16 protein-coding genes are annotated in these 17,107 nt (G+C 46.6%); 13 read left to right on the top strand and 3 right to left on the bottom strand.

Going from position 1 to position 17,107, the window contains the following annotated elements; all coding sequences use genetic code 11:
- Window positions 1-88 precede the first annotated feature (88 nt).
- The 12 genes from OB236_RS31080 (at window position 89) to OB236_RS31025 (ending at window position 11,878) form a co-directional block, all read left to right on the top strand.
- On the top strand, window positions 89-676 hold the full coding sequence (locus tag OB236_RS31080) for an ECF transporter S component (protein ID WP_262687472.1): 588 nt from the start codon (window positions 89-91) through the stop codon (window positions 674-676).
- Window positions 676-2,226, top strand: a complete 1,551-nt coding sequence (locus OB236_RS31075) for an ABC transporter ATP-binding protein (protein WP_262687619.1) — start codon at window positions 676-678, stop codon at window positions 2,224-2,226. Before OB236_RS31080 ends, OB236_RS31075 begins: the two co-directional genes overlap by 1 nt.
- A 57-nt stretch (window positions 2,227-2,283) precedes the next feature.
- Entirely contained in the window at window positions 2,284-3,093 is an 810-nt protein-coding gene (locus OB236_RS31070) for an energy-coupling factor transporter transmembrane component T family protein (protein WP_262687471.1), read from the top strand.
- Between the two features lie 44 nt (window positions 3,094-3,137).
- The gene (gene tenA / locus OB236_RS31065) at window positions 3,138-3,809 is read left to right on the top strand and encodes a thiaminase II (RefSeq protein WP_262687469.1); all 672 of its coding nucleotides are present in this window, start codon (window positions 3,138-3,140) and stop codon (window positions 3,807-3,809) included.
- Between the two features lie 217 nt (window positions 3,810-4,026).
- Window positions 4,027-5,631, top strand: a complete 1,605-nt coding sequence (locus OB236_RS31060) for a spore germination protein (RefSeq protein ID WP_262687468.1) — start codon at window positions 4,027-4,029, stop codon at window positions 5,629-5,631.
- Window positions 5,628-6,806, top strand: coding sequence for a Ger(x)C family spore germination protein (locus tag OB236_RS31055; RefSeq protein ID WP_262687467.1), 1,179 nt, complete (start codon window positions 5,628-5,630; stop codon window positions 6,804-6,806). Before OB236_RS31060 ends, OB236_RS31055 begins: the two co-directional genes overlap by 4 nt.
- Complete coding sequence (locus OB236_RS31050; protein WP_262687466.1) at window positions 6,803-7,027, top strand: hypothetical protein; 225 nt, start codon at window positions 6,803-6,805, stop codon at window positions 7,025-7,027. Before OB236_RS31055 ends, OB236_RS31050 begins: the two co-directional genes overlap by 4 nt.
- Before the next feature lie 15 nt (window positions 7,028-7,042).
- Window positions 7,043-8,131, top strand: coding sequence for a GerAB/ArcD/ProY family transporter (locus OB236_RS31045; protein WP_262687465.1), 1,089 nt, complete (start codon window positions 7,043-7,045; stop codon window positions 8,129-8,131).
- Window positions 8,132-8,500: 369 nt separating this feature from the next.
- On the top strand, window positions 8,501-8,626 hold the full coding sequence (locus OB236_RS31040) for a cytochrome c oxidase subunit 2A (RefSeq protein ID WP_262687464.1): 126 nt from the start codon (window positions 8,501-8,503) through the stop codon (window positions 8,624-8,626).
- A gap of 31 nt (window positions 8,627-8,657) precedes the next feature.
- Complete coding sequence (locus OB236_RS31035) at window positions 8,658-9,149, top strand: cytochrome c oxidase subunit II (protein ID WP_076232063.1); 492 nt, start codon at window positions 8,658-8,660, stop codon at window positions 9,147-9,149.
- 23 nt (window positions 9,150-9,172) lie between these two features.
- The gene (locus OB236_RS31030) at window positions 9,173-10,822 is read left to right on the top strand and encodes a cbb3-type cytochrome c oxidase subunit I (RefSeq protein WP_262687462.1); all 1,650 of its coding nucleotides are present in this window, start codon (window positions 9,173-9,175) and stop codon (window positions 10,820-10,822) included.
- Window positions 10,823-10,966: 144 nt separating this feature from the next.
- A complete protein-coding gene (locus OB236_RS31025; protein ID WP_262687460.1) occupies window positions 10,967-11,878 on the top strand; it encodes an acyl-ACP desaturase in 912 nt (303 codons plus the stop codon).
- A 95-nt stretch (window positions 11,879-11,973) separates the two neighbouring features.
- Here the strand turns inward: OB236_RS31025 and OB236_RS31020 are convergent, their stop codons facing one another.
- Window positions 11,974-12,270: a DUF3817 domain-containing protein gene (locus tag OB236_RS31020; protein WP_076232055.1), complete on the bottom strand. Its 297-nt coding sequence runs from the start codon at window positions 12,268-12,270 to the stop codon at window positions 11,974-11,976.
- A 238-nt stretch (window positions 12,271-12,508) separates the two neighbouring features.
- On the bottom strand, window positions 12,509-13,930 hold the full coding sequence (gene pyk, locus OB236_RS31015) for a pyruvate kinase (RefSeq protein ID WP_076232052.1): 1,422 nt from the start codon (window positions 13,928-13,930) through the stop codon (window positions 12,509-12,511).
- Window positions 13,931-14,096: 166 nt separating this feature from the next.
- Here pyk and OB236_RS31010 point away from each other — a divergent pair, with 166 nt between their 5' ends.
- Entirely contained in the window at window positions 14,097-14,879 is a 783-nt protein-coding gene (locus OB236_RS31010) for an AraC family transcriptional regulator (RefSeq protein ID WP_262687459.1), read from the top strand.
- An 80-nt stretch (window positions 14,880-14,959) separates the two neighbouring features.
- On the opposite strand, the gene OB236_RS31005 is transcribed toward OB236_RS31010, so the two are convergent.
- Window positions 14,960-16,924: a glycoside hydrolase family 127 protein gene (locus OB236_RS31005; RefSeq protein ID WP_262687458.1), complete on the bottom strand. Its 1,965-nt coding sequence runs from the start codon at window positions 16,922-16,924 to the stop codon at window positions 14,960-14,962.
- Window positions 16,925-17,107 lie beyond the last annotated feature (183 nt).

The following is a 17,107-nucleotide window of genomic DNA, read 5'->3' as shown; positions in this document are numbered from 1 at the left end:
ATGCAGACCACTTCCGATATGGGAGTGGTCTTTTTGGCGCTCACTTATCGGTTCAAACAGCCCCCATAATCGAAGGAGTGGGTATTATATGTCCAAAGGTTTAAAATTGACCGATATTCTGGTCACGGTCGTCATCTCTGTTGTCTTTGCGATCATTTACCGTCTGTGGGGAGATGTGTCCAATGTGGTGAAGCTCGCAGGCTTCCAGTTGGATCAGTTGATGTACGGCGTATGGTTTATGGCGGCTGTTGTTGCCTTTCTGATCATTCGTAAGCCGGGTGTAGCACTGCTTGCAGAAATTGCTGCAGCTTCCGGTGAGCTGATCGCGGGCTCTCAGTACGGAGTTGAAGCGTTAACCTATGGGATCGCTCAAGGGCTTGGTGCGGAATTGATCTTTCTACTGTTTGCTTATCGCCGTTTCTCGGTCACAGCGGCTTGCTTGGCTGGAGTAGCTTCGGCTATTGCATCGCTTGTGTTTGATGCTTTCAAAGGCTATTTGCTTGACCTTGAATCCTGGAATTTGATTTTGTACTTTGTATTTCGGATTATCGGGTCCATCTTCTTTACCGGACTGTGCTCGTACGGTCTTGTTAAGGCACTGGAGGCAACGGGTGTTACCCAACTGGTCCGTCCAGCCAGCCAGGCTGACTTCGATGCGCTGGAGCGTAAGCAATGATGGGCGTATGTGCCTCGGTCAAGGGCTTACGCTTGAAATTTGCAGGCAGCCCTTCCCTGCAGTTCGAGGATCTATCTGTTGAATTGTATACAGGGCAGAAGGTGCTGCTGCTGGGACCAAGCGGATGCGGTAAGTCTACATTGCTGCAGGTGCTTACAGGCTTAATTCCACAGGCAATTGAGATTCCGATGAAATGTGATGCTATCCAGATTCCATCCTCCTGGGGTTATGTGTTCCAAGATCCGGATACGCAGTTTTGTATGCCCTTTGTGGATGAAGAGATGGCTTTTGTACTGGAGAACCTGGGGGTGCCACGTGCAGATATGCCGCAGCTTATCCAGAGTGGACTCCGCGAGGTAGGGCTGAATTTTGAACAAAATCACGTAGCGATTGGCTCCATGTCGCAAGGGATGAAGCAGCGGTTGGCAATAGCGTCTGTACTGGCTTTAAAGCCGGAGGTGTTGTTTCTGGATGAGCCCACCTCACTGCTTGATCCAGAAGGAACCCGAGAAGTATGGGATACGATCAAAGCGGTCGGGCAGGACAAAACGATCATCATTGTCGAGCATAAAATTGATGAGATCATCGATTTTGTTGATCGTGTTATCTTGTTTAATAAGTATGGAGAGATATTGGCCGATGGTACTCCAACAATGATTTTTGCCGATTATCGAGTGGAGCTTCAGGAATATGGAATATGGTATCCTGGAGTATGGGAGCACTATTCGGATGAGCCATTATATAAGGAAATAGCCAGCAGACGAAGTGATGAACTGAGCAGTAGGACGGCGACCGCTGCAATGGCTGATACAGAGACGCTAGCCCTGCATAACTTCAATGGTTATCAAGGACGTCGGGTGACCAAGATCGCAGTCGCTGAGCTAAGCTTGACAGTCGGGGAATGGATTGCCGTTGTCGGTCATAATGGCGCAGGCAAAAGCACGCTGCTGCAGGCCATGATGCAATTGATCCCGACAAGCGGCAGCTACAGGCTGCTGGGTCAGCAGGTACGGGGCTTTAAAGATGTAGTAGAGACAGCGGCTTATGTATTCCAAAACCCGGAAATGCAATTCGTGACCAATTCGGTGATCGATGAAGCGTCATTTGGTTTTAAGCTTGATGGAAAAGCTGATTTCACAAGTAGAGCTGAAGCATTACTAGCTGAGTTTGATCTGTATGGTCAAAGAGCTCTTCATCCTTACCAGCTCTCACTTGGCCAAAAACGCAGGCTCAGCGTTGCCACTGCCATGTTCAAGGATCAGAAGCTGCTGCTTCTGGATGAACCGACGTTTGGGCAGGATGCTGCCAATACCTTCGCCATATTAGAGAAGCTGGAGGCATGGCGGCAAAAGGGAACGTCGATCATTATGGTCACCCACGATTTGGATATTGTCCGTTATTTTGCGACGCGTGTGTGGGTCGTGGATCATGGGAAGCTGACAGCAGATCTTAGCCCTGCAGACTATCTGAATTCAATTGCTGATAAGGATGACCGCTTGTATAAAGGGGCTGGCGACGAGGTTGAGCTTGTCGGAGAGGGCAGCTTGTAAGCGAAGGTTTATAAAGCTTGCTGTGTCCAGTGAAGGTTGATAAGGAAGTGGAATATTGTGCATCATACTTTGGATTTCAAGGAAACCTGGCTGCACCGTGTCAATCCCGGATTGAAGCTGCTGCTGTCGATTGCCATGTTTTTTGTAGTGCTGCTGACCGACAATATTAACGTACTGATTAATGTTACGGCCGTTCAATTGGTGCTGCTACTCTGCTGTACGGGTCACCCCATACGCAGGCTGCTGCTGCTATGTCTCCCATTTGGTCTGCTGTTTGTCTCCTCATCGATGTCGATGATGATGTTCGGTAAAGGAGACGCAGTGTGGCTACAATGGGGACTTATACGTGTGACCGAGGAAAGCTTTTTTCGTGGGGTGCATATCGGTTTAAAAACCGTCAACATGGCACTGAGCGGCTTGCTGTTTGCGTTAACGACCCGACCGGTTGCCTTGTTTTATTCGCTGATGCAGCAGTGCAAGCTGCCGGCCAAATATGCTTACAGCTTTATGGCGGCGCTGCGCCTCCTGCCGATGATGATCGGTGAGTTTCAAACGCTGCAGATGGCTATGAAGGTACGTGGCGTGAAGCGGCGCATGGGCTTGCGTGGTATATACGATACACTGAAGGTGTATGCCATTCCCATGCTGGCACAAAGTATTCGCCGTGCACAGCGGATTGCAGTAGCGATGGAGGCGAAGCGATTCTCGACGGTACGTCAGCGTACTTATTATTACCGTATCGGCTTTTCCGTCGCCGACTTGGGTTTGGTTCTCTATTTGGCGGTGATGCTGGGCGCTGCTTGGTATACGGGTCAGCACGCTCCTTATTTTCATATCGGTGATGTCAGATATCAAGTGAACGGATAATAAAGTTCGAGGATTAAGAAAACCAACACAAGGGGGTAATATCCATGAAGTTTAGTGATCAATTGCGTCAAGCTGTCGATGTAAGCTGGCAGGCCAGCTTTGAGCATCCTTTTGTACAAGGAATTGCCAATGGCACACTGCCGTTGTCCTGCTTCCGTCATTACTTATTGAACGATGCTTATTATTTATCTCAATTTGCTCGGGTTCAGGCGCTTGGTGCGGCCAAGGCCGACAGCTTGTATGACTCCAACAGGATGGCTGCCCATGTGCAGAGCACGTATAATGCCGAATTGTCGCTGCATGAGGACTTTGCGAAGCAGTTGGGTATTTCCGATGAGGAACGAACAGCCTTTGAACCGTCACCAACGGCTTATGCTTATACATCTCATATGCTGCGTGCGGCTTATTCTGGACATTTAGGCGATATTGTAGCGGCGATTCTGCCGTGTTACTGGCTGTATCATGAAATTGGCGAGCGTCTGCAGGCTTATAAGCCCGAGGAGCCGATCTATTCGCAGTGGATCAGCACCTATGGGGGCGAAGCTTTTGGAGAGCTGGTTCAGGAGCAAATTAATCGGTTAGATAAAATTGCCGAACAGGTTACAGATGCAGACCGTGAGCGAATGAAACGGCATTTTGTGATTAGCAGCCATTATGAATATAACTTTTGGGAGATGGCTTATACACAAGAAATCTGGCCCACCTATGGTGCGTAGAAACAAGTGCCAATTGTGTAAAATTCGCTATCATCAATAAGCTCAATAACAAGCTGTGAATGAAGCAGGGAAACCTGCGTCATTTACAGCTTTTTTTATGTCTCTGACTATACCTGCCATTTTTGTAATAAGCCGATCACTTCATGGGGATACTAAATTTTATATGATCTGTTTGATTATGGAAGGATTACAGCTATGACGAGAGGATATCCACATCATGTCGTTATTTAAATGGCTTATCAAAAAACAAATTAGAAGTGGCAAAAGGCAGCGGTATAAGGAAGCTCCTCCTAATAATCAGGCTCTAACCGACTCTGAGATTTCCATAATCAATGCCGGAAACTTCAAGAACCGGCTGAACTGGATCCGTCAGCAATTAAGCAACTGCTCCGATGTGGTTTATCATACATTCATTGCCGGTCCTGATCAAGAGTGCGCATTGATCTATTTGAGAGGCATGATTGACCAGAAAACGATTCAAGAGGAAGTTCTGGCTCGTATCTTATCCCTCCAGGCTCAAGATGCAAACCAATTCCGCAATCAGATCTTCAATCTGAAGCAGTTGTCAGTCACCGACCTTACAGAGCTGACTACCTTGCAAGAGGGTGTGACGGCTGTTCTAAATGGACATGCTTTGCTGCTTGTTGAGGGTGAGCCGAGATTGCTCGAATTCCCATTCACTTCTTATCAGACCCGATCAATTGTAGAGGCACCTAATGAAGCGGTTTTGAGGGGGCCGCGAGAAGCATTTATAGAAAACCTGGAAGTCAATTTGACCCTGATCCGAAGACGACTGAAAACGCCTGATTTTAAGACGGAAATGCTGTTGGTCGGTACAAAGACACAAACCAAAGTGATTATCGCTTATGTTAAGGGAGTTTGCAAGCAAGAGCTAATAGATGAAGTGAATAAACGAGTATCACAAATTGAAATCGATGGTGTTCTGGCCGACAGCTATCTGGAGGATTTTATTGAAGATTTCCCCTTTTCGCCTTTCCCGCAGTTGCAGTATTCCGAGCGTCCCGATACGGTTACGGCTTCCTTATTGGAAGGAAGGGTGGCTATTATGGTAGATGGCTCACCAATCGTTCTACTTGCGCCTACCACTTTGTTCATGCTGATGCAATCAGCTGAAGACTATTATCAGAGATATATCGCAGCAACATGGATCCGCTGGATTCGTTATATCTTTCTCATGGCGTCCCTACTATTGCCTTCTATTTATATCGCAGTTACCACGTTCCATCCGGAGATGATCCCGGCAAAGCTGCTGATCACGGTAACGTCATCTAGGGAGGTTGTACCCTTTCCAGCTCTCATAGAGGCCATCATGATGGAAATTTCCTTCGAAGCATTACGGGAGGCGGCGGTGCGAATCCCCAAATCGATCGGTCAAGCGGTATCCGTTATCGGAGCCCTCATTATTGGCACTGCAGCCGTTCAAGCGGGGATTGTATCGGCAGCGATGGTTATTATTGTTTCGCTGACAGGCATTGCCTCCTTTATTATTCCACACTTCGATCTTGGTTTGGCCTTTCGGTTGCTTCGGTTTCCAGTCATGATTTTAGCCGGGGTGTTTGGATTGTTCGGAATCTCCTGCGGAATGCTTATTATATATATTCATCTCATCAATCTGCGTTCGTTCGGAACGCCTTATCTATCCCCTTTTGTACCTTTGGAGATCAGTGATCTTAAGGACACCTTCTTAAGGGTACCTTGGTGGTTGATGAACAAACGTCCATCCTTATCGGGAGCCAACCGTACAAGACAGCAAGCCGATTCCCGTAAATGGGCGCAAGCACAGGAGGAGAATGGGGATTGAAAGTTATATTTGGTTTGCTATCTCTTTTTTTACTTACGGGCTGTTGGTCATCCGTCGAGTTGAATGATCGCGATTTTGTGAAAATGATGGTCTTGGATAAAGCCAAATCAGGGATTGAACTATCCCTCGACATTTCATTGCCGAATCGGTTAATTCCAGGAATGGCCGGAGGATCGGGGGAGCAAGCCGGTAAACCGTACACGTACATTAACGAGACAGGAGTTGATATTAGTGAGGCTTATCGAAAAATGCAATCCGATTTGTCACGTAAAATCAGCTTCGGGCAAACGCGTGTGATTGTGATCGGTAGAGAATTGGCTGAAGAAGGAATCCAGCCTATCCTGGATTTTATTGCTCGCGAACCGACGATGCATATTAACGCCTACCTGTTTGTAACACCCGGAAGAGCCAAGGAAATCCAATCCGTTGCGGCCATATTCGAAAGATTTCCTTCTGACATCGCAATGGCATACGCCGAAACACACGTGACCCTTGATACCACTGTAAAAGATTTTCTTGCTGCGAATTACAGCGGGGGAGATTTGGTTGTGCCTATGCTCAGATTTGGAACGAAAAGAATTGAAAGCGAAAAGCAAAAAGAGCAAAAATGGATGGGAACCAGTGGGGCGGCTATTTTTAAGCAGGGGAAAATGGTAAATACGTTAAATACAAGTGAAATGCGGGGGGGATTGTGGATCCTTGGAAAATTGAAGAATGCGGAGATTTCGATTCCTTCTCCGACCGATAGAAAAAATATAAGCTTTATCGTCCAAAGGGCAAACACTCGGATAAACCCGCGAATCAAAGAAGATCAAATCGAAATGCAAATCCAAAGTAATGCCGAAGCTGAAGTGCTTTCATCGAGCTCGAATATTAATTTATTGGACTTAAAACAATTAGAGAAACTCGAGCAAAGCCTCAGCATGGAAGTAAAGAAGCGAATAACAAGTGCGATTGCCAAGTCAAGAGCAGCAAATTCAGATGCCTTCCAACTTGGAAATTACATAGATTGGCATTATCCGGTGAAGTGGAAGAGCATCAAGCCTCATTGGCGGGATCTCTATAGCAGTAATATGAAATTAGAAGTACAGGCGCATATCACGATCAAACGGTTGGGTACTTATAAGCAATCTGTTCGGGCTGCTACAGGTTCGGAAACGGAGGCAGAGCTATGATCATCATTGGCATCCTATTTGGCTGTATCATTTACTCCGAATGGCGCTATTTGCAGCTTAAAAACCGCAAACGGAGTACTTTTCGATACGTGCTTGGTACCGCAGTTTTTTTATTTCTCGGCTTTGAAGCCTTATTTTATTTCAGGGAACAATGGACGATCGGAGACGCCATTCACACGGTATTTGCACCCATAGAAAAAATCATTCTAATGCAGAAATGAAAGGGGGGATAATAATTGGAACGAGTATCCCAGTCGCAGATTTATATGCTTTTCTCCAATTTTCTATTTACTACCACACTTGGTTTCTTCATGAGTACCCATGTGAAAAATGCCCATTATATGGCTTGGCTTTCCTTAATTATGGGTGCCGCCATAGGGATTATGATTACTTATTTGGCCTATAGGCTGGCAATCAAAAGGCCAACTCAATTTTTAGGAAATTACGGCAAGGAAATTTTGGGGAAATGGCTGCACTATCCACTTATCTTCATTTTGATTTTCAATTTTTTGTTTGCGGCAGCCACCGTTTTACGGCAATTGCAGGATTTTATGAACGAAGTTTATTTACCCGCTACACCGGAATGGGCTGTTACTGCAATGTTCGGGATTTGCGTTGCCTATGCCGTTCGTTCAGGAGTTGAAACGATTTTTCGCAGCTCACAGGGGATCTTTTTCTTGAGCATAGCTGGAGTTCTGATTGTTCCTTTTTTTGTACACAAGGAAATCAATTATCATATGGCTATAGCGATGTTAAATCATTTTGATATTAAAGGTATTTGGAGCGGCACCTATATGATCACAGCACTTTATGCAGAAATGGTGTTCATCCCCTTCCTGTTTCCGTATTTTACCTGTAATAACAAGACAATGAGATCGTTGACATGGGCAATGGTTACGTCGGTATTTATTGTGCTTACCAACCTGATTCCGATGATTCTGGTTTTTGGTCCGGACTTAACGGCTAGCCTTCAGTATCCACAGCTTGAACTGATACGCTACATCCGGGCCGGATCCTCCCTTGAAAATTTGGATCCTGTGCTTATTGCTATCTGGCTAGCAAGTTTGTTTATCAAAATTTGTTTGTTTTTATATCTAGCTGTTATCTGTTTAACGCATACCTTCTCGTTAAAGGACCACAAGCCCTTCTCTTTCTCCATGACGGCTATGGTGCTTGGCTTATCTTTATATATGGTCAGGTCGAAGCCTGAATTTGACGATTTATATAGACACGGAGAATTCACTTTTCTCTTGTTTACTGAAATGATTCCAATTGTGTATTTGTTGGTAGATCGGTTCCGTTCTTCTCGTGTGAAGCAGGTATAGATCGGTAAAATTTCAAAAAGCTAAGTCCAAGGGCCCTGCCCCGGATTTAGCTTTTTTGCTGTGCTCTCTACTCCTCCTACAGAGGAGTCAGGTGAATATAAGCGGAGCGGCCATGGTGTTCTGGAGAAGCGGAGCGTTCGCCTTTGTTTCCGGAATTTCACCGCTAAATGGTTTATCCATTCAGAAAATCCGGGAACGACAGCGATCGTAAGAACACCATGGCCGCACAGCGATACTATTCACCTGCTTCCCTCTCGCCATACAACGTTCACCTTTATAGCCCTCCAGCTGTGATCGATATCATAGTGGATGCAGGCTGGAACCTTTTACAATAAGCACAGAAAGCACAGTTGAAAGGATGGAATCAGGATGAAAAAGGAGCACAAGCACAGTGATGAATCGTTAAAAGGGACCCTTGTGTCGGTCCTGCTGCTCGGAGCTTTTATCGCGGTAAGCTGGTTAGGGGTCTATGCACTCTTTATTGCCCGCGGCTAATAACTACCATAGATCAAAGGGAGATGGTCACATGCATTTACATCGATATGAAAAGATTTGGTTACTATTTGGGGTGTCCATGCTGGTTGTATTTTTAATCGTGCTGGGTGTCGGTGCATTTGCACAGGGAGCACAGCCGCCAGGCCAGCAGCACAGCGGACATGGTGCGCAGCGTGAGACTGTGAATCCGGAAACGGTGGAATCAACGGCGCCGTTCAATCAGCTGGGTCTGAAAAAAATCGGCGAGAACGAATATGACGCCTATATGCTTGCTTTCGCTTTTGGATACGGACCGGAGAAAATGGAAATTCCGCTCGGGGCAACTGTTCATTTTCACATTACGAGTAAGGACGTTGTTCATGGCTTTGAGATTCCGGGAACGAACGTGAACATGATGGTCGTGCCTGGGGAAATCACCCAAATGACGTACAAGTTCACCAAGGCTGGAGAGCTGCTGGTGCTGTGCAACGAATATTGCGGTATCGCACACGAAATGATGCAGACACGGATTATTGTGAAATGACTACATGAGGAGTGTTGAGTAAGATGATAACTGAAGAACAAGCATTTGACCGCCGCGATACGAGACTGGTGCTGGCTCATATTCTGTTCGCTTTTCTGGCACTGCTGCTTGGAGGTGTGGCGGGCTTACTCCAAGGTCTGGTGCGCAGCGGGAGCATAACGCTTCCTTATGAGATTGGCTATTACCAGCTGTTGACGGCACATGGTATTTTGATGGCGATCGTATTTACGACCTATTTTATTATTGGATTTTTGTACTCTGGTGTGGCTCGAACGTTGGGCGGCCAGCTGCTGTCCATATCCAGATCACTGGGTTGGCTTGGTTTTTTCATGATGACGGCAGGTACGGTGATCGCTACGATTCTGATTTTACTTAACAAGGCAACCGTGCTGTACACCTTTTATGCGCCGATGATGGCATCACCCTGGTTTTATGTAGCATTGGTGCTAATTGTCGTAGGCAGCTGGATGAGCGGATTTGGTATTTTTATCCAATATCGATATTGGAAAAGAACGCATAAAGCCAAGCTGTCGCCGCTGTTCTCCTTTATGGCAGTCGTTACCATGCTAATGTGGCTGATTGCTACTTTGGGCGTAGCTGTGGAAGTGCTGTTTCAGCTGATTCCGTTGTCGTTTGGTTGGGTGGAAACGGTGAATGTGACGCTGAGTCGGACCTTATTCTGGTATTTTGGACATCCACTGGTTTATTTCTGGCTGCTTCCCGCTTATATTTGCTGGTATGTGATTATTCCCAAAATCATTGGCGGCAAAATATTCAGTGATGCATTGGCCAGGCTGTCGTTCATTATGCTCTTGTTGTTTTCGATTCCGGTCGGACTTCACCATCAATTAATGGAGCCAGGGATATCACCTGTATGGAAGTATGTTCAGGTCATTTTGACCTTTATGGTCGTGGTTCCATCACTAATGACGGCATTCTCACTGTTCGCGACCTTTGAACTGCATGGTCGATCGCTCGGTGCCAAGGGATTGTTTGGCTGGTTGAAAAAGCTGCCGTGGAAGGATGTTCGCTTTTTCGCACCTTTTATGGGGATGCTGATCTTCATCCCGGCAGGTGCTGGCGGTATTATTAATGCTAGTGACCAGATGAATGCCGTTGTTCATAATACGTTATGGGTAACCGGGCACTTTCATTTGACAGTCGCAACCAGTGTGGCCCTGACGTTCTTTGGGATAACCTATTGGTTAATTCCTGCAATGACCGGACGGGTGCTTACACCACTCTTGCATAAGCTGGGGATTGCCCAGACGATCACCTGGCTCATTGGTATGTTCTTTATGTCGAGCTCGATGCATACGGTAGGATTGCTGGGATCACCTCGCCGTACTGCGTTTACAACGTATCAGGACCATCCTGACGCGGTATTATGGATGCCTTACCATGTGGTGATGGCAATCGGCGGAACGATTCTCTTCATTGGAGTACTAATGATTGTTATGAATGTGATACTGCTGTTGAGAGCACCCAAGGGCTACACAGAGTATCCGATTGGTGAGGTTACGGAAACTGCGGAACCGACACCTGCTATTTTTGAAAAATGGAGCATTTGGGTGGCCATATTGGTAGTTTTGATTTTTGTGGCTTACACGGTTCCTGTCATGGAGCTTTTGAACAATCCGGGTGTAGGTGCCAAAGGTATGGTTACGTGGTAGAGTAAAATTTTCCAAATAAATATTTCATAATACTCCTATTTAGGAATAAAGTCTATGAAAATATGAAATAATTATTTATTAAGCGTAATATATGGTATCCTTACTTGAGACATAAAGCTTATAAGAATTGAGGAACACACCCAAATGCCATTAGAAAACTATAAGCTTGATGTTTTTAGTCCCAAACTAGAGCCATATTTAACCGAACTATATGCATTGCACCGTAAACGTGCCTCTGAAATAGATTGGAGTTATCATGAATTTATACCTTGGGAATTAGGTCGCTCCTTCATCACAGAGCCATGGTCAATTGAGCAAAGAAAGCTGCCCCTGCCTATTTATCTTGCTGTTGAGACCTCACTTTTGACTGAAGTCAACCTGCCATTTTTTTATCATCATTTGGCTACAACGTTTAAGGGTTCGCTGAAGGTGCTTCAGGATTTTGTTCACACCTGGGTGTCAGAAGAGGATCAGCATTCCAACTTGCTGGAAACCTACCTGATTATTACCCGCAATGCGGACCCGCACGAGCTGCACCAGCTCCGCAAAACGGTGGTGGAGGGCGGATTTGTTCCTGATTTTGATACGGCTATGGAAACGATGGTGTATACAGCGATTCAGGAGCTTGCGACGATGGTGTTCTACAATAATGTAGCGAAGGCTGCAGGCCCTCATGATCCGTATTTGGCTAAGCTGCTGAGAAGGATTGCCAAGGATGAAACACTGCATTTTGCTTTTTATCGGGATGCGGTGAAGGGGTACCTGGGGGTGGATCACAACTTTGTATATTACATTCATAAAGCAATGACGAGCTTTGCCATGCCGGGCACTGCGATGCCATCATTCAAGGAACGGATGGACGTGATTGCCAAGGAAGCTAACTATGGTCCGGTATCGTACTTTAATCAGGTTTTCGATTATTTGATCCAATTCTGGGCGATTGCGAAGTTGCAGCCAAGTCGGGCTGACGCGGAAAACGCCAAGCAGGATTTGCTGCAATATCATGTGAAGCTGCAGAGGATCAGCCAGCGGCTGGCAGCCAAAGGGATCAGTTAAAATAAGCATAAGTCCCGCCATGGGGCTTATGCTTATTTGTTGTGTGGTTCCGCACGGAGCTGCTGTACATCCCGAAATGTAAGAATAGGCATAGATTATGCAAGTTTATCCTTGCGTAAACGGGATTCCAGGATAAAAGGACCAAAAGGGATAAATGCCGATAAAAACGCACCTAACACACGGAGGATGGACCAACGATTCATAATGGCCGCGAAAACAATCGCAACGCAAAAAATTACGAATAAAACGCCATGCAGCATACCGACAATGGGAACAGGATTGTAGAAATCGGTGAAGTATTTGATAGGCATTGCGATAAAGAGGATGACGAGGAAGGATATGCCCTCTGCATAACCGATAATCTTCAACAAGGAAAGGGACAGCTTTGACAATAGGAACGCCTACTTTCTAACATAATGGTGAGCATACATCTCCATTTTAGTGGATAAATCACGCCATGCATAAGATGAATGTGAAAATAATATGAATTCCAACGATAAGTTTAATTAACAATGCTTATTTAACTGAAAATGGAAACGAAGGCATAGTCCAAGCTGCATAAAGTACAATGAACAATAGCGCCCTTACTCTACCGTGCGTAGGTGAAGGGCGCTATTTTCATGTAATGATTTAAATGTGCTGAATTTTAATCAAATTGGTTGAGCCTGCTTCGCCGACTGGAACCCCGGCGGACACGACAACCAGATCCCCTGTTGCAACAATTCCACTTTGTAAAGCGCTGTGGATAGCTGATTCAAACATGTCATCTGTAGAAACGACCTCTCTGCCTGATACAGGAATGACTCCCCAGCATAAGCAAAGGCGGCGCTGCACGCGTTCACTTGCAGTGACAGCGATAATAGGTGATTGTGGACGGTATTTGGCTACCATCCGTGCGCTGAATCCGGTACTGGTCGAAACTACAATCGCTTTGGCATCCAGATCGAGTGAGGAGCTAACGGCAGACTGGCTGATAACTTCGGTGATCGTAGCTTTCTGTTGAGCGGCTTTCACCCGAAGCATATCCTTGTAAGGCAGAACCTCTTCGATATTGGCTGCAATGGAGGCCATCATGCGAACGGATTCCAGCGGATACTTTCCAGCGGCAGTTTCGCCAGACAGCATCAGGACATCCGTACCATCATATACGGCATTGGCCACGTCACTGGCTTCGGCTCTTGTCGGACGCGGATTGTATTGCATCGAATCCAGCATGTGGGTAGCCGTAATGATCGGTTTGCCTACTGCATTGCCTTTTTGAATCATCTGTTTTTGGATAATCGGAACATCCTCGACCGGAATTTCGACCCCAAGGTCACCACGGGCTACCATTAAACCATCCGATACCTCCAGAATTGCATCCAGGTTATCGACACCCTCCTGATTTTCAATCTTGGAAATGATCTGAATGTGGGACGCTCCGCGTTTTTCCAACAGCTCCCGAATTTCCAGAATGTCGCTGGCTTTACGTACGAAGGAAGCTGCGATAATGTCGATATCCTGCTCGATACCGAATTCAATATGCATAATATCACGCTCGGTAACACCGGGCAGTGAGGTATGGATTCCGGGCAGGTTGACACCCTTGCGCGATTTGATCAAGCCACCGTTAAGAATGCGGCAGTGGATTTCGGTACCTTCAATGGTTTCGACCTGAAGCTCGATCAATCCATCATCAATCAGAATCCGGGAGCCCGGTTTGACGTCTCGGGTCAGATCCTGATAGGAAACTGAGATACGGCTGGCATCCCCTTGAATCTGTTCAGTCGTTAAAGTGAGGCTGGCATCGGTTTTCAGCTCATACGACGATTCCTGAAGCAGTCCTGTACGAATTTCGGGTCCTTTAATATCCATTAATATAGCAACAGTTGCGCCCAGTTCCTTGGCAGCTTGTCTGACTCTATCGATTCTTCCCTTATGCTCGTCCAGATCTCCGTGTGCCATATTCATCCGGGCTGCGCTCATACCAGCCTGAATCAGTTTCTTCAGCATATCGACGGAATCACAGGCAGGTCCCATGGTACACATGATTTTCGTTTTGCGATGTGTCATTGTTAGCACTCCTTTATTTCTACTTGATTGGACTTATTGTAGGCAATATTATTGGATTAGACTATGAATAATAGTATCATATTTGTATAATAGTATCTAAAATCAATGACAACTCGAGTGCTGTGAGATGGAATTTAACGTTTTTCAAGAGAATGGAGGTGCAGCAATGGTTGTTATCAAGTCTGTTCGGCTGGACGCAGGAACAAGCTGGTTTGAGGAGTATGAGCATGGGGCTAATCATCACACCTTGATTATGGTCAGCTATGGCAAATGTGTGTACTGGCTCGAGGGAGAGAAGGTACTGCTGGAAAAAGGTGATCTGCTCTTCATACCCGGCAATATGACGTATTATGGCAAGTGTATACCCACGGTTACGCACGAGAAATATGTTGTGTGCTTTCAAAGCTCTGCGGCTCCGTTGCTGCCGTTGGTACATAACCCGAAGTATTGTATATGGAAAACAGGTAAATATGAACTGCTGCACCAGCGATTTCGGGTGCTGCAGCAGGAGTGGAGTGAACGGCTGGCCTATTATGAATCGATGTGCGGGGCGTTAGTGCAGGAGATTCTGACCCACCTGAACCGGGAAGTCGATGAGGGGCGTCCTTCAGCTCTGAAGGAAAAGCACACCAGCCTGATGAAAGGCTATATCCAGAATCATTATCGTGAGAAGGTAACCAAGGAAGAGTTGAGTGAAGTCATAGGAAAAAGCCCGAATTATGCGGCTGCGGTATTCAGCGAGGTTACCGGTCAGACGATCGGGGGTTATGTTCATGCGATGCGCGTTAAAACGGCTGTCTATTTGTTGAGTCATTCCCAAAGAACCATCGGTGATATATCCGATTATTTGGGTTATTGTGATCCATCTTATTTCCATCGCGTATTCAAAAGAGAAACCGGCAAGCCGCCTGCCCAATATATCAAAGACAGGGATATTCCCGTTCATTAAAGGAAGATCAGCCTCTGCTCCATATCAACAAACAAGCGTCGAATGGGCTGTCTGTGACAGCGTTCAACGCTTGCTGACCGTTATTTCTTCCCGACCCATACCAACATTTCCCCAGGTGCACGATTGCCCCATGCATAGTAAGGAACAGCTCGGAATGTAACAAGTTCCTTGGCTTCATCATCTTGTGCTGCCACGGCGCGTCGATACAATTTCCCCTCCCAATTCTGAAGCGTGGAGCGGCTTGCGGTACCTTCGAGGATGGTAATGCCGCTTAGCAGGGAAGCCTCATGACGAGCTTGCGGCATTTCATCTAATGACACTGTCATATCTCGTAAATTGGTGCTGTTATCGGTTTCCTCCAGGCAATAGACGATCGGGCCACGCTGCAGCGCGATCCTGCCTGCATTGGCGCGGACCTCGGGATGAGCCTCAACAGCTTCGACGGGCATCTGCAGAATGAGCTCAATCCGATCATCGGGTGACCATGTGCGAGTAAGCCGTATATAACCTTTATGCATAAGGGGAATACAATCTATCGATTGGTCATTAATCTTGACCTGGACTTTGCGGCACCAGCCAGGCAGACGCAGGCTGATGGAAAATTCAGCTGCTCGCTCGGGGGATACCTGGATGGATACCGTTTCATCCCATGGGTAGTTCGTTTGCTGTTGAAGCTCAACGTGTTGGCTTCCGATATTCAAGCTGGCATGGCTTTCACCGTACAGGTGAATGATAGCCTCATCGTTTCCTTCAGCGTACATATACTGCCCAAGCGAAGCAATCAACCTTGCGATATTAGGCGGGCAGCAGGAGCAGCCGAACCACTCCTGTCGCTGCTCGGCAACCGCAGTTTTGTTGAATTTCAATGTGTTGAAATGATGGGCGGCAGGCAGTACCTCCAGATGGTTGGCGTAAAAGAAACGGCTTCCGTTCTGCGACACGCCACTGATCGTACCGTTGTATAAGGTGTGCTCCAGTTCGTCCATATAGCGGCTGTCTCCACTCTGCAGTGCCATCCGATGAGCCCAAAATATCAATCCGATCGAGGCGCACGTTTCAGCATAAGCGGTATCATTGGGTAAGTCGTAATCATAAGTAAATCGTTCGTAATGATCAGTCGATCCTATACCCCCGGTAATGTACATCCGCTTTTCAACCATATGGTTCCACAGCTGCTCACAAGCTTCATATAGCGAAGCATCCTTGATTTCGGCCGCCAGATCGGCCACTCCACTGTACAAATATACCGCTCGAACGGAGTGACCTTCCACCGTACGCTGTTCCCTGATAGGAAGATGTGCCTGGTAATGATCGTAAGGAGCATATCCGGTTCGTGAAGGCTGCTTGCCCCGGCTCGCGGCTTCCTGATCAAAGAAGTGAGGCTGTTGGCCACGTTCGTCGACAAAAAATTGACATAGCTCTAAATAACGCTGCTCCCCGGTTGTCCGGTACAATTTGACAAGAGCAAGCTCGATTTCAGGATGACCGTCATAACCACGGATTTGACCTTCGCCAGGACCAAATACCATGTCGATATAGTCCGCATATCGGCACATGACATCCAACAGCAACCGTTTACCCGTCGCTTCAAAATAAGCAACAGCCGCTTCCATCAAGTGTCCTGCGCAATATAACTCGTGTCCGTCCTTTAAATCCTTCCAACGATTGTGCGGCTCGACGACGGTATAAAAAATATTCAAATAGCCGTCCTCCTGCTGTGCCGCAGCGATCAGATCGATAGCGTCATCCACCTGACGCTCCAATTCGTCATCGGGGTGGGTAGTCAGGCTGTAGGCTGCCGCCTCAATCCATTTGGCGATATCCGAGTCCCAGAACCGATGTGGCTGATTGGCGTCACCCTGCTTCCAGTCTAGCTTCCAGGCATTCAGTCTGCCCGTTAACAGGCATTGTTCATATTGAATTTGCAGGGTGATGTTACGGTTAGTTTCTTGTCGCTGCAGCCAGAAGCCCCCATCGATAGAAACTCTTTTTAATGGAACAGGTGTAATTTTACGAATGTTGACAGCTTCATTGATCGTTGACAATGAAATTTTCACTCCTTGTTAAATGAATTGATTTGTGAATAAAGAACAATAGTAATACCATTAGGATATCAATAGGGCGTCTTGCTGTCAGTGGACGATTCATCAGAATAGGTGGAAAAAACCGACTATCTAGAATTGGAAAAGGAACGGCAGGATTTTGAAAGGAAATATCGAATTTTATTA

It is taken from the genome of Paenibacillus baimaensis (assembly GCF_025567575.1).
Note: the sequence above shows the minus strand (reverse complement) of the source record. Positions and strands in the feature narration are given on the sequence as shown.